The sequence below is a fragment of the Rhizomonospora bruguierae genome (assembly GCF_018397995.1).
GTDB classification, from domain to species: Bacteria; Actinomycetota; Actinomycetes; order Mycobacteriales; family Micromonosporaceae; genus Rhizomonospora; species Rhizomonospora bruguierae.
In genome coordinates this window covers 1-13,639 of the sequence record NZ_BBQH01000034.1, presented here as the reverse complement: position 1 = coordinate 13,639, position 13,639 = coordinate 1, and the positions used below count along the sequence as shown (strand labels likewise).

The 13,639-nt window shown below is 74.9% G+C and carries 8 protein-coding genes and 1 riboswitch; of the genes, 5 read left to right on the top strand and 3 right to left on the bottom strand.

What is annotated here, in order from left to right:
- The first annotated feature begins 109 nt into the window (after positions 1-109).
- Positions 110-2,776, top strand: coding sequence for a putative bifunctional diguanylate cyclase/phosphodiesterase (locus KJS59_RS18535; RefSeq protein WP_249714403.1), 2,667 nt, complete (start codon positions 110-112; stop codon positions 2,774-2,776).
- A 47-nt stretch (positions 2,777-2,823) separates the two neighbouring features.
- Complete coding sequence (locus KJS59_RS18530) at positions 2,824-3,558, top strand: class I SAM-dependent methyltransferase (protein WP_213454185.1); 735 nt, start codon at positions 2,824-2,826, stop codon at positions 3,556-3,558.
- Positions 3,559-3,619: 61 nt separating this feature from the next.
- Here KJS59_RS18530 and KJS59_RS18525 read toward each other — a convergent pair whose 3' ends face one another.
- Positions 3,620-4,891: a serine hydroxymethyltransferase gene (locus KJS59_RS18525; protein ID WP_213454184.1), complete on the bottom strand. Its 1,272-nt coding sequence runs from the start codon at positions 4,889-4,891 to the stop codon at positions 3,620-3,622.
- Between the two features lie 21 nt (positions 4,892-4,912).
- Positions 4,913-5,000, bottom strand: a riboswitch (ZMP/ZTP riboswitch).
- Between the two features lie 63 nt (positions 5,001-5,063).
- The gene (locus tag KJS59_RS18520; protein WP_213454183.1) at positions 5,064-6,098 is read right to left on the bottom strand and encodes a LacI family DNA-binding transcriptional regulator; all 1,035 of its coding nucleotides are present in this window, start codon (positions 6,096-6,098) and stop codon (positions 5,064-5,066) included.
- A gap of 254 nt (positions 6,099-6,352) precedes the next feature.
- Here KJS59_RS18520 and KJS59_RS18515 point away from each other — a divergent pair, with 254 nt between their 5' ends.
- Both KJS59_RS18515 and KJS59_RS18510 read left to right on the top strand, forming a co-directional pair.
- Entirely contained in the window at positions 6,353-8,794 is a 2,442-nt protein-coding gene (locus tag KJS59_RS18515; protein WP_213454182.1) for a glycoside hydrolase family 2 protein, read from the top strand.
- The gene (locus KJS59_RS18510; RefSeq protein WP_213454181.1) at positions 8,791-8,928 is read left to right on the top strand and encodes a hypothetical protein; all 138 of its coding nucleotides are present in this window, start codon (positions 8,791-8,793) and stop codon (positions 8,926-8,928) included. The genes KJS59_RS18515 and KJS59_RS18510 overlap by 4 nt, the downstream gene beginning before the upstream one ends.
- Before the next feature lie 123 nt (positions 8,929-9,051).
- Here KJS59_RS18510 and ilvD read toward each other — a convergent pair whose 3' ends face one another.
- Positions 9,052-10,899, bottom strand: a complete 1,848-nt coding sequence (gene ilvD, locus KJS59_RS18505; protein ID WP_213454180.1) for a dihydroxy-acid dehydratase — start codon at positions 10,897-10,899, stop codon at positions 9,052-9,054.
- Between the two features lie 150 nt (positions 10,900-11,049).
- Between ilvD and KJS59_RS18500 the strand changes: the two genes are divergently transcribed.
- The gene (locus KJS59_RS18500; RefSeq protein ID WP_213454179.1) at positions 11,050-13,359 is read left to right on the top strand and encodes a putative bifunctional diguanylate cyclase/phosphodiesterase; all 2,310 of its coding nucleotides are present in this window, start codon (positions 11,050-11,052) and stop codon (positions 13,357-13,359) included.
- The last annotated feature ends 280 nt before the right edge of the window (positions 13,360-13,639 follow it).

Genomic DNA, 13,639 nt, shown 5'->3' with positions numbered 1-13,639 from the left:
GGCGTAACCCGAACGGCCGGCGCCCGTTGACCGTTGGTAGGTGGTGCCGTTTCCGGCGGCGCCCCCGCACCACCCCCCGTTGTCGCCCCCTGTAGAGGATCGCCAGCAGATGTCCATGGCGTTCTCGTCCCGGCACCGGCCCGGGCGGCCCGCCCGCTCCGGCCGGTCCATCCTGCTGCTCGCCGGCGCCGGGGTGCTGGCCGGCGCGGTGCTCGGCGGCGGCGCCGTCGGGCTGCTGCCGCCGCTGGTCACGATCGCCGTCGCGGTGGTCCTGGCGGCCGCCGGCCCGGCGTTCCGGCTGATCCGGCACGCGCTGTCCATCCACCGCGCCACCCGCAGCTTCGGGCCCTGCCGGGGGGCCGGCTTCCTCGGGATCGCGGTGATCCTCACCGCGCTGACCACCGGGTCGCTGCCCCTGTGGTCCGCGTCGATGCGCGCGCTCGGGGGCGCGTTCGGCCTGGTCGTGGCGGTCGCGGTGTACACGTTCGGGCTGTTCATGCTGCCCGGCATGTCGTTCGGCCCGCAGGTCCGCCTGCGCCGCGCGCTGGACGGGCTGAGCGTGGGCGTCAGCCTCTCGTTCGTGGCGTACGTGCTACTGCCCGCCGGCGGGCCGATCCCGCCGGCGGCGCTGCTCGCGGCGCTGGCCGTCACGGTCGCCACGCCGGCCGTCGCGCTCAACGGGCTGCGCTCCGCCCGGCAGCGTAGGGCCGCCCTGCTCTGCGCCAGCGGTGCCGAACTGGCCGTGCTCGGGCTCGCCGGGACCGTGGCCATGATCGCCTACGGGGCGCCCGAGCCGGCCCTGCTGCTGCCCGCGGCGCCGATCGTGGCCGGGCCGCTGCTGGTCTGGGCCGGCGCCCAGCGGGTCGAGGCCAGGCCGCCCGCGCTGTCGCCGACCGAGGCCGACGGCGCCTTCGCCGGGTACCCGGTGCTCGCCCTCCCGCTCGGGATGGCGGTGCTGGCCGCCGGGTACCACCTGCTCACCGGCGGTGAGTTCGACCACACGTCGATCCTGCTGGCGATCGGCGTCTCGTCCGCGATGGTCACCCGCGAGGCGCTCGCCGTCGTGGACGTGCGCCGCTACGCCGCGCGCCTGGTCACCCAGGAGGCGCACTTCCGGGCGCTGGTCTCCGGCGCCAAGGACGTGACGATGGTCCTCGACGAGGAGCTGATCGTCCGATGGCAGTCGCCGGCCGCCGCCCGCCAGTTCGGCCTCTCCGACCAGGACGTGCTCGGCCACCCCTTCGCGAACCTGCTGCACCCGCAGGACGCGGCCGGCGTCGCGCGGTCGCTGCGCAACCTGCCCGGCAGCCGGGAGGACGGGCCCGGCCGGTCCACGCTGGTGGAGGCGCGGCTGCGGGACGGGTTCGGGCGGTGGCGGGACACCGAGTCCACGGTCAGCGACCAGCGGGCCACCCCCGAGGTGGGCGCGCTGGTGATCCACCTGCGGGACGTCGGCGAGCGCAAGCACCTGGAACGCACCCTGCACCAGCTCACCTTCACCGACCAGCTCACCGGGCTGGCGAACCGGCGCGAGCTGACCCGCACCGTCGCCGCCCGGCTCGGTCGCGGGGGGCCGGGGCCGAGCGGGGCCCTGCTCGTGATCGACCTGCACGGCATGACCGGCGTGAACGACCTGCGCGGCCGGGACGTGGGCGACGCCGTACTGATCGAGGTGGCGGTCCGGCTCCGGGCGGTCGCCGGCCAGGACGACCTGGTCGCCCGCCTCTCCGGGGACCAGTTCGGGATGGTCACCGCCGAGGGGCCGGTCCCCGCGTACGCGCTCGGCACCCGGCTGCTCGCCGAGCTGACCCGCCCGTACGAGCTGCCCGGCGCGACCGTGCACCTGCACACCAGCATCGGCCTGGCCGACCTGGGCGCCGACGACAGCGTGGACGACGTGCTCTCCCGCGCCGACCTGGCCCGCCGGCGCGCCCGCCAGCTCGGGCGGGACCGCGTCGAGTGGTACGACGAGTCCCTGGAGGAGCAGCTGGTCCGCCGGCTGGACCTGGAGCGGGAGCTGCCCGGTGCCGCCGGCCGGGGCGAGCTGGACCTGGTCTACCAGCCGATCGTGGACCTGACCGACGGCCGGCCGGTCGGGCTGGAGGCGCTGCTGCGGTGGCGCAACCCGGTGCTCGGCACGATCCTGCCGGCGGAGGTCATCCCGGTCGCCGAGCAGCTCGGCGTCGTCGGCGAGGTCGGCGACTGGGTGCTGCGCACCGCCTGCCGGCAGATGTCCCGCTGGCTGCGCGACGAGCGGGACGTCTGGCTGGCGGTGAACGTCTCCGTCCGCCAGCTCGCCGACCCCGGCTTCGTCGGCTCGGTCGCCCGCGTGCTGGCCGCCCACGCGACCCCGCCGGAGCGGCTGCTCGTCGAGATCGCCGAGTCCCAGGTCGGCGCCGACCTGCCGAACGCCGTCACCCAGCTCGCCGGCCTGCGCGCCCTCGGCGTGCGTACCGCGCTGGACGGCTTCGGCGCCGGCCAGGCGTCCCTGGCCCACCTGCGCCGCCTGCCCGTGGACGTGCTCAAGGTCGACAGCGCGCTGTTCGTCGACCCCGCGGGCCGGCAGGGCGCCGCGACCTCCATGGTCGACGTGGTGGTGGGTCTCGGCCGCCGCCTCGGCGTGGAGATCGTCGCCGAGGGGCTGGAGTCGGCGGCCCACCGCGACCTCGTCGTCGGCGCCGGCTGCCGGTACGGCCAGGGGTACCTGCTCGGCCGGCCGGCCCCCGCCGAGCACATCGAGGCGTACCTCGAGGAGCACCGCACCCCGTCCCTGTAACCGAACGCACGCTGGCCGTAACGCCCGGCGTTTGGAACGCTGCCTGCATGGCCATGATGGAGTACGACGCGGCGGCCGCGCGCGGCTTCGTCTCGCAGCGCGGGCTCACGCGCTCCGGCCTGGCCGGCTGGCGGGTCGCGGTGCAGCCCTACCTGTCCGGCCGCGGCACCCTGCTCGACGTTGGCGCGGGCACGGGTGTCTTCGCCGACGCGTTCGCCGGCTGGTACGGCACCCGGGTCCTGGCGGTGGAGCCGTCGTCGCAGATGCTGCGCCTGGCCACCCGCTCGCCCGGCGTGCACTGGTGCGCCGGCACCGCCACCGCCCTGCCGCTCGCCGCCGGGGTCGCCGGGGCGGGCTGGCTGTCCACGGTGGTCCACCACATCGCGGACCTGGCCGCCGCCGCCCGCGAACTGCGCCGGGTGCTCACCCCGGGCGCCCCGGTGCTGATCCGCGGCACCTTTCCCGGCCGCTGGCACCGGATCGCGCTGTTCCGGTACTTCCCCGAGGCCGGCCGCGTGATCGACGAGCGCTACCCGGCGGTCTCCGCCGTCGAGGCGGCGTTCGCCACCGCCGGCTACCGCCGGGTCTGTCTCGAACCCGTCGGCCAGCCCGCGCCCCGCGTCATGGAGTTGGCGGCCACCCTGAACCGCTCCGCGCACACGCCGCTGCGCCTGCTGGCCGACGGCGAGTACCGGGCGGGGTTGGCCCGCCTCCGCGCCGCCGCGGCCGGACCCGACACCCGCCCCGCGATGGACTACCTCGACCTGCTGGTCCTGCGCTGACGCGGCGGCCCCGCCCGCCGCGACCCGTGGACGGTCGCGGCGGGCGGGGCCGGGTACGCCGTCAGGCGGTGGCGGCCCAGCCGGGAGAGGGGAAGGCGGCCAGCAGGTCGCGAACCTCGCCGGCGATCCGCTCCAGGGCGGCCTCGTCCTCCTTGCGGGCCGCCGACACCGCGTCGTCCATCCACGCGGCGACCTGGGGCATGTGCTGCTCGGTCAGCCCCCGGGTGGTCAGCGCCGCGGTACCCAGCCGGATGCCGGACGGGTCGAACGGCTTGCGGGTGTCGTACGGGACGGTGTTGTAGTTCAGTTCCATGCCGGCGCGGTCCAGCGCCTGGGCGGCGGGCTTGCCGCCGATGCCCTTGCTGCTCAGGTCGGCGAGGATGAGGTGGTTGTCGGTGCCGCCGGAGATGAGGTCGAAGCCGCGCTCGATCAGCGCCGCCGCGAGGGCCCGCGCGTTGGCCACGATCTGGTGGGCGTACGCGCCGAACTCCGGGGTGGACGCCTCGCGCAGGGCCACGGCGATGCCGGCGGTGGTGTGGTTGTGCGGGCCGCCCTGCAGGCCGGGGAAGACCGCCTTGTCGATCGCCTTGGCGTGCTCGGCGGTGCACATCAGCATGGCGCCCCGGGGCCCGCGCAGGGTCTTGTGCGTGGTGGTCGAGATGACGTCGGCGTGGCCGACCGGGGACGGGTGGGCGCCGCCCGCGATGAGGCCGGCGATGTGCGCGATGTCGGCCGCCAGGACGGCGCCGACCTCCCGGGCGATCTCGGCGAAGGCGGGGAAGTCGATGGTGCGGGGGATCGCCGTCCCGCCGCAGAAGATCACCTTGGGCCGCTCGCGCCGGGCCAGGTCGCGGACCTCGTCGAAGTCGATCAGCCCGGTCTCCCGGGAGACGTTGTACCGGACCGAGCGGAACCACTTGCCGGTGGCCGAGACGGACCAGCCGTGGGTCAGGTGGCCGCCCATCGGCAGGGCCATGCCCATCACCGTGTCACCCGGCTCCAGGAAGGCCAGGTAGATGGCGAGGTTGGCGGGGGAGCCGGAGTACGGCTGGACGTTGGCGTGCTCGACGCCGAACAGGGCCTTGGCGCGCTCGATGGCCAGCGTCTCGATCGGGTCGATGAGCTGCTGGCCCTCGTAGTACCGCTTGCCGGCGTACCCCTCGGAGTACTTGTTGGTCAGCACCGTGCCGGTGGCCTCCAGCACGGCGGCGGAGACGTAGTTCTCCGAGGCGATCATGCGCAGCTTGTCGTGCTGGCGCTGGCTCTCCCGCTCGATCAGATCGGCGATCTGCGGGTCGGCGGCGGTGAGCGTCGGGATCGGCGGTACGTGCATGGGCGCGCTCCTACGGGTCGGCGCGGGCACCCAGGCGCGCGGTGCCGCGTCTGAGGTCGCTCCCCGGTGGTCGGTTCCACCTTTTGCTGCGCCAGTCGCGGTTACCCCGGCATCCTACCCAGCGCGGCGGGGGGACCATGCGCCGCTGAGCACCCCTGGAGCGGCTCCCTGGCTAGGCGGCGCCCCGGGCGGTGGCCGGTGGCGCGGTGCTGCCCCGCGGCGTGAGGTGTGGCGTCTCGTCCTGGTAGCTGGTGATCTGCTCGCCGGCGATGGCGGCCAGCAACTGGCGGGCGGCGTTCGCCCCGTACGCGGGGATGTCCCGGCTGAGCGCGGTCAGCGGCGGGTGGACGAGTTGGCACAGCGGCGAGTCGTCCCAGGCGACGATCGACAGGTCCCCGGGGACGGACAGCCCCATCTCCTGCGCCACCGCGAGGCCGGCGATGGCCATCACATCGTTGTCGTAGATCACCGCGGTCGGGCGGTTCGCCCCGGCGCTGAGCAGCCGGCGGGTGACCCGGGAACCCTCCTCGCCCGTGTAGTCGGACGGCACGGTGACCGCGTCCGCCAGCCCGAGGCCGCGGCAGACGGCGGTGAACGCCTCGCCGCGCTGCTCGGTGTGCAGCAGGCCGGGCAGGCCACCGACCCGGGCGATGCGGCGGTGACCGAGCGCGGTCAGGTACTCCACGGTCTCGGCGAGCGCCGCGGCCTCGTCCGACCAGACGCTGGCCAGCCGGCCCACGCCGGTCGGGCCGCCGATCACCACGGCGGGCAGTTCCATCTCCTCCAGGGCGGGCACCCGGCGGTCGTCCACCCGCAGGTCGCACAGGAACACGCCGTCCACCCGGCGCTCGCCCCACCAGCGGCGGTACACGGCCACCTCGGCCGCCTGGTCGGCGACGAACTGGAGGGTCAGCGCGTAGGAGCGGTCCGCCAGTTCGGCCTCCACCCCGCTGATCAGCTCCATGTAGAAGGGCTCGATGCCCAGGGTGCGCGCGGGCCGGCACAGGGCCAGGCCGACCGCCTTGGCGTTGGCGCCGGAGAGCGCGCGGGCGGCGCTGTTCGGGTTCCAGCCGATCTCCTCGGCGATGTCCAGGATCCGCCGCCGGGTCGCCTCGGAGACGCCGGGCTGCCCGTTGAGCGCGTACGAGACGGCGCCCTTGGAGACGCCGGCGCGCCGGGCGATGTCGGCGATCGTGGGGCGCTTCACCGGGACTCCTCTCTGGCCGCGGCCACGTGCCCCGCACGTGGGCTGCGCGGACGGCTCATCACGCTACCTGGCGCCGGACGGCCCCCGCGCGCTCCGCCGTTCGGCCCGCGGCGCTTGCGCGGTTAAGTGTGCGGGGCGGCCCGCCGAACCGTTTACGTTACGCCAACCGGCCGCTTCCGCTACTCCATTGACACCCATTCGGGCCGGCCGTACGGTTGGCCGTACTTATCCGGTTCAGTAACCGTGGAGCCAGCATGAGTTCGTACCGCCCCCTGCACGACGGCTGGACGGTGGCCCCGGCGCTCGGCGCGCAGTTGCCGGCCGCGGCGTCCGTGGGCCGGGTGGCGGCGACGGTGCCGGGCTGCGTGCACACCGACCTGCTGGCCGCCGGCCGCATCCCGGACCCGTTCCTGGACGACAACGAGGTCGGGCTGGGCTGGATCGGCCGCACCGACTGGGTCTACGAGACCACGTTCGACTGGCAGCCGGCCGGCGACGACCGGGTGGACCTGGTCTGCGCCGGCCTGGACACGGTCGCCACGGTCGCGCTGAACGGCACCGAGGTCGGTCACACCGCGAACATGCACCGCGGGTACCGGTTCGACGTGGCCGCCCTGCTCCGCCCCGGCGCGAACGACCTGCGGGTGCGCTTCGACTCGGCGTACCGGTACACGCAGCGGCTGGCGGAGGAGCTGGGCGACCGGCCCGCCGCGTACCGGGAGCCGTTCAACTTCATCCGCAAGATGGCCTGCAACTTCGGCTGGGACTGGGGACCCACCCTGGTGACCGCCGGCATCTGGCAGCAGATCGGGCTGCACGCGTGGTCCGGTGCCCGGCTGGCCGAGGTGCGCCCGCTGGTCGGGGTCGATGGCGCCGACGGGCGGGTCGAGGTGCACGTCCGGGTGGAGCGCGCCGCCGACGGGCCACTGCCGGTCGCCGCCGAGGTGGCCGGGGTGCGGGCCGTGGCCACGATCGCGCCCGGCGAGACCGCCGCCGTGCTGGCGCTGACCGTGCCGGGCGTGCGGCGCTGGTGGCCGCGCGGCTACGGCGACCAGCCGCTCTACGACCTGACGGTCACCCTGGGCGGGGGCGACACCTGGTCCCGTCGGATCGGCTTCCGCACCGTCCGGCTGGACACCACCCCGGACCCGCACGGCACCCCGTACACGCTGGTCGTCAACGACGTGCCGGTCTTCGTCCGCGGGGTGAACTGGATCCCGGACGACGTGTTCGTCACCCGGATCACCCGCGAGCGGCTGGCCGGCCGGTTCGCCCAGGCCCGCGCCGCGAACGTGAACTACCTGCGGATCTGGGGCGGCGGGCGGTACGAGTCCGAGGACTTCTACGACCTGGCCGACGAGCTGGGGCTGCTGGTCGGCCAGGACTTCCTGTTCGCCTGCGCGGCCTACCCGGAGGAGGAGCCGTTGGCCACCGAGGTGGCGGCCGAGGCGCGCGAGCAGGTGGTGCGCCTGGCCAGCCACCCGAGCCTGGTCACCTGGACCGGCAACAACGAGAACATCTGGGGCCGCGAGGACTGGGGCTGGCGCGAGCAACTCGGGGACCGGACCTGGGGCGCCGGGTACTACTTCGAGCTGCTGCCGGCGATCGTCGCGGAACTGGACCCGACCCGCCCGTACTGGCCGGGCAGCCCGTACTCGGGCAGCCGCGACATCCACCCGAACGACCCGGCGCACGGCACCATGCACATCTGGGATGTGTGGAACACCGACGACTACACGAGGTACGCCGGGTACTCGCCGCGCTTCGTCGCCGAATTCGGGTACCAGGCGCCGCCGGCGTACGCGACGCTGCGCCGGGCCCTGTCGGATGACCCGTTGGCGGTGGACTCGCCGGGCATGCGCCACCACCAGAAGGCGGTGGACGGCGACGCCAAGCTCCAGCGGGGCCTGGACGGGCACCTGCCCCCGCCCCGCGACTTCGACGACTGGCACTACCTGACCCAGCTCAACCAGGCGCGGGCGATCGAGCTGGCGGTGGAGCGGTACCGGGCGCAGCAACCCGTGTGCATGGGCACGATCGTCTGGCAGCTCAACGACTGCTGGCCGGTCACCTCATGGTCCGCCGTGGACGGTGACGGGCGGCGCAAGCCGCTGTGGTATGCGCTGCGCCGGCTCTACGCGGACCGGCTGCTCACCATCCAGCCGCACGGCGCCGGGCTCGCGCTGGTCGCCGTCAACGAGGCCGGCACCGCCTGGCGCGACCCGGTCACCGTCACGCGGGTCTCGCTCGCCGGCGAGCCGCTCGCCAAGACCGCCGTGGACCTGGCCGTGGAGCCCCGGTCGGCCCGGGTGGTGCCGCTGCCCGCCGAGGTAGGCACCGCCGGGGACCCCCGCGCCGAACTGCTGGTCGCTGACGCCGGGGAGGAGCGGCTGGCCCTGCGCTTCTTCGCCGAGGACAAGGACGTCGCCTACCCGCAAGCCGCCTACGACGCCGCCGTGGAGCCCACGGACGGCGGTACCCGGGTAACGGTCACCGCCCGCACGATCCTGCGCGACCTGACCCTGTTCCCGGACCGGCTGGACCCGGCCGCCGAGGTGGACCGGGCACTGGTCACGCTGCTGCCCGGCGAGTCGGTGACGTTCGGGGTCACCGGGGCGGTCGGCCTCGACCCGGTCGCGCTGACCTCCCGGCCGGTGCTGCGCTGCGTCAACGACCTGCCGGCGGGCGGAGCGTGACCGGCGGCGCGACCGGTGCCGTCCTCGCGGTGGACGTCGGCGGCACCAAACTCGCCGCCGTCGTCGCCCCGGACGGCACGATCCGGGCCCGCGCGGTCGCGCGGACCCCGACGGGCGGGACCCGGCCGCGGTGATCGCCGCGCTGTCCGGCGTGGCGACGTGGCCACCCTGACCGTCACCGTGCAGCCCCCGCCGGGCGCCCCGATCCGCATCGCCTCGTTCGAGTCCGGCACCGAGGGCTGGGCGCCCGGGAACCGTCAGTCCGGGACGCGGCGGTAGGCGCCGTCGCTGGCCGAGGTGGCCATGGAGGCGTACGCGCGCAGCGCGGCGGAGACCGGGCGGTCGCGGTTCTCCGGGGTGTACGGGCGGTCCCGCTTCTCCTGGGCGACCCGGCGGGCGGCCAGTTCGTCCTCGGGGACGTTCAGCGAGACGGTGCGGGCCGGGATGTCGAAGACGATCTCGTCGCCGTCCCGGACCAGGGCGATCAGCCCGCCGCTGGCCGCCTCCGGGGAGACGTGGCCGACCGAGAGGCCGCTGCTGCCGCCGGAGAACCGGCCGTCGGTGATCAGGGCGCAGCTCCGGCCCAGCCCGCGGCCCTTCAGGAACGAGGTGGGGTAGAGCATCTCCTGCATCCCCGGGCCGCCCCTGGGGCCCTCGTAGCGGACCACCACCACGTCGCCGGGGACGATGTCGCCGCGCAGGATCGCCTCGACCGTCTGGTCCTGGGACTCGAAGACCCGGGCCGGACCCCGGAACCGGAGGCACTCCTCGGGCACGCCGGCGGTCTTGACCACGGCGCCCTCGGGGGCGAGGTTGCCGAACAGGATGGCCAGGCCCCCGTCGGCGGAGTACGCGTGCGCCAGGTCGCGGATGCAGCCGCCGGCGGCGTCCGTGTCCAGGGTCGCCCAGCGGTTGGCGGTGGAGAACGGCTCGGTGGTGCGGACCCCGCCCGGCGCGGCGTGGAACAGCTCGACCGCCTCCGGCCCGGCCTTGCCGCCGCGGATGTCCCACTCGGCGAGCCAGCTGTCCAGGTCCGGGGAGTGCACGGCGTGCACGTCGCGGTTCAGCGCGCCGCCGCGGTCCAGTTCGCCGAGGATCGCCGGGATGCCGCCGGCCCGGTGCACGTCCTCCATGTGGTACTTGGGCGTGTTCGGGGCGACCTTTGCCAGGCAGGGCACCCGCTGGGAGATGGCGTCGATGTCGGCCACGGAGAAGTCGAGGTCCGCCTCGCGGGCGGCGGCCAGCAGGTGCAGGACCGTGTTGGTGGAGCCGCCCATCGCCACGTCGAGGGCCACGGCGTTCTCGAACGCGGGCCGGGACGCGATCGCCCGGGGCAGCACGGAGGCGTCGTCGCCGTCGTAGTACCGCTTGGCCAGTTGCACGACGAGGCGGCCGGCGCGCTCGAACAGCGCCTTGCGGGCGGCGTGGGTGGCGAGGGTGGAGCCGTTGCCGGGCAGCGCCAGGCCGATCGCCTCGGTGAGGCAGTTCATCGAGTTGGCGGTGAACATGCCGGAGCAGGAGCCGCAGGTGGGGCAGGCGGACCGCTCGATGGTGTCCAACTGTTGCTCGGTGACCGCCTCGTTCGAGGAGGCGATCATGGCGTCGATCAGGTCCAGCTTCTCGTGGACGACGCCCTCGATCGCGACGGTCTTGCCGGCCTCCATCGGGCCGCCGGAGACGAACACGGTCGGGATGTCGAGCCGCAGGGCGGCGAGCAGCATGCCCGGAGTGATCTTGTCGCAGTTCGAGATGCAGACCAGGGCGTCCGCGCAGTGCGCGTTGACCATGTACTCGACCGCGTCGGCGATCAGTTCGCGGCTGGGCAGCGAGTACAGCATGCCGCCGTGGCCCATGGCGATGCCGTCGTCCACGGCGATCGTGTTGAACTCCCGGCCGACCCCGCCGGCCTCGGCGATCGCGTCGGCGACCAGCCCGCCGAGATCCTTGAGGTGCACGTGGCCGGGTACGAACTGGGTGTAGCTGTTGGCGATGGCCACGATGGGCTTACCGAAATCGGCGTCGGTCATGCCGGTGGCCCGCCACAGCGCGCGGGCGCCGGCCATGGTCCGGCCGTGGGTTGAGGTCCTCGACCGCAGCTCAGGCATCCTGCCAGTGTGCACCCGGACGGCACCGGGCCGCCGCCCGCGCCCGCCCGGCGTCCATCTTCCGGGACGGCCGGTGCCCGTTGTGCCAGATCGTCACACATCGCACCGCCCGTCCCCCCGGGCCCGGCCGTGATCCTGCACAGTGGACCCGTGCTCCCTCACTCCAGCGCCTGGGCGGCGGCCGTGACGGCGGTCACCGCCGCGGCCGGGGTGACGCAGTTGCTGGCGTCGGCGCGGCGGCGCACCGGCCCGGCGCGGCTGGGGCACCGCCTGCTGGCGGCGGGGTCGGCGCTGGCCGGGGTGACCGCCGTGGGTGGGGTCGCGGTGGCCCTGACGCTGCCCGAGGGCCCGCCGAGCGTCGACTCGGTGGCCGCCGCGACCGGCGTCTCGGCCGGCATCGTGATCGCGGTGCTGCTCCTGCTGGCCGGGGTGCTGAGCCTGCCCGGGATCGGCGGCACGCCCGGCCTGATCCTCCGCCACGGGCTGGACGCGGTGGTCGCCGCCGCCGCCGTCTGGTACGTGGGCTGGGCCCTGCTGAAGGTGCACGTGTTCCCGTTCGAGCGCGGCCTGCCCCCGCCCAGCGCGCAGGCGCTGCTGCCCGCGGCGCTGGCCGCGTTCGCGTTCGGGCTGGCCGTGGTGTGCGCCGTGCGCTGCCCCGCCCCGCGCCACTGGGCCGGCCTGGCGGGCGCCGGCGTGGCGCTGACCGCGGCCGGCGGCGGGGTGCTGGCCAGCGGGTTGTGCGAGGGCCGCAACGGCCTGGTCGGGGGCGCCGCGGTGGCGGTCGGCGTCGGCCTGCCGATGGTGGCGCTGGTCTCCCGGGCCCGGGACCGCCCGGCCGAACTGGACGCGAACCTGGTCCGCGCCGGCACGGCGTACGCGTTCCTGCCGATGCTCGCCATGTCGGTGGCGGCGCTGTACCACCTGATGGCCGGCGGGCACTACGACGCGGTGGGCCTGGTGGCCGGGATGCTGGAGGGGCTGGCCCTGGCCGGCCGGCAGTTCTTCGCCCTGCGCGACGTGCGCCGGTACGCGCAGCGGCTGGCCGAGCGCGAGGCGCACTTCCGTGAGCTGGCGCACACCGACCCGCTGACCGGCCTGGCGAACCGGCGCGGCCTGCTGCGCGCCATGTACGCCACGGTCGGCGGCCCGCCGTGCGTGCTGCTCGGCCTGGACCTGGACGGGTTCAAGAACGTCAACGACATGCGCGGCCACGACGTGGGCGACGCGGTGCTGGTCGAGGTGGGCCGGCGGCTGCGCGCGAGCCTGCGCCCGGACGACGTGCCGGCCCGCCTCGGCGGGGACGAGTTCGCGGTGTTCATGCCCGCCGACCCGGCCGAGGCGCGGCGGGTCGCCGAGCGGCTGCTCGGGGTGCTCGGCCAGCCGTACGAGCTGGGCGGATCCTCCCTGTTCCTGTCGGTGAGCATCGGCCTGGCCAGCGGCGCGAGCGCCCCGGACGTGCCCACCCTGCTGCGCAACACCGACCTGGCGCTGCGGTACGCGAAGCAGCGCGGCAAGTCCCGGGTGGAGCCGTACGACGTCGCGTACGACCGGCTGCTGCGCCGCCGCAGCACGATCGAGCACGAGCTGCGCCGCGCGATCGAGCGGGGCGAGCTGCGCCTGGCCTACCAGCCGGTGGTGACGTTGCCGTCGGTGCGCCCGGTCGGCGCCGAGGCGCTGCTGCGCTGGGACCACCCGGAGCTGGGCGCGGTGTCGCCGGAGGAGTTCGTGCCGATCGCCGAGGAGACCGGGCAGATCGTCCCGATCGGCGCCTGGGTGCTGCGCCAGGCGTGCCACCGGCTGTCGCTCTGGCTGGCCGCGGGGCACGACGTGTGGGTTTCGGTGAACGTGTCGCCGCGGGAGCTGCACGCCGCGGACTACGTCGAACGGGTGACGGGCGCGCTGCGGGCGCACCGGGTACCGCCGCAGCGGCTGGTGCTGGAGGTCACCGAGCACGCCGTGGCCACCGACCTGGCGGAGCTGGTGCGCCGGCTGCGCGCGCTGCGGGACACCGGGGTGCGGATAGCGCTGGACGACTTCGGCGCCGGCTACTCGTCGCTCGGCCAGTTGCGCACGCTGCCGGTGGACATCCTCAAGATCGACCAGCGGCTGGTCGCCGACGTGGCGGCCGGCCCCGGCGGAGCCGAGGCGCCCCTGGTGGACATCGGCGTCCGGCTGGGGCACAAGCTGGGCCTGGAGGTGATCGCCGAGGGGATGGCGGAGCCGCGGCACCGGATCGCCGTCGAGCGGGCCGGGTGCCGCTGGGGCCAGGGCTGGCTGTTCGGCGGGGCGGTGCCGGCCGAGCACCTGGAGGCGCGGCTGGCCGCCAGCCCGCCGCCGCTGGTGCCGCTCCAGCGCGACGGGTCGCCGCCCGCGTCCCGGCCGGCAGCCGGTCCGGTGTCCCCGTCCGGGGCCCATCAGGTGGGACAAGTTGACTCAGGGCATGAGATGCGCAAGAGTTAGCCCCATGTCGTTGACTTGGTCGCTCCGAGTACTTACCTGAGCGCACTCCCGCTGCCGCGAGAGTGCGCTGGCCCCCGTGCATTCGGCACGGTGGGCCTTTTTGTTGGTCAAAAATGGATCTTCGTAGCGAGCAGCCCCGTAGCGGACCAGTCCCACGATCGTCGAGCCTAAGGTCGGATTCGCCATGACCAGACCCACGCCAGAGACCCTCGCCCACCGAGCCCACGCGGCAGCGCACGGCGCGCAGGCCGCGCCCCACGCCGCCGGCGCCCCACTCGCC

What these genes read in the sequence shown, in the direction of transcription:
- KJS59_RS18535 (WP_249714403.1), top strand. Translation starts at nt 110, where the DNA reads ATGTCCATGGCGTTCTCGTCCCGGCACCGGCCCGGGCGGCCCGCCCGC.
- KJS59_RS18525 (WP_213454184.1), bottom strand. Translation starts at nt 4,891, where the DNA reads ATGCACGTACCGCCGATCCCGACGCTCACCGCCGCCGACCCGCAGATC.
- ilvD (WP_213454180.1), bottom strand. Translation starts at nt 10,899, where the DNA reads ATGCCTGAGCTGCGGTCGAGGACCTCAACCCACGGCCGGACCATGGCC.
- KJS59_RS18530 (WP_213454185.1), top strand. Translation starts at nt 2,824, where the DNA reads ATGGCCATGATGGAGTACGACGCGGCGGCCGCGCGCGGCTTCGTCTCG.
- KJS59_RS18515 (WP_213454182.1), top strand. Translation starts at nt 6,353, where the DNA reads ATGAGTTCGTACCGCCCCCTGCACGACGGCTGGACGGTGGCCCCGGCG.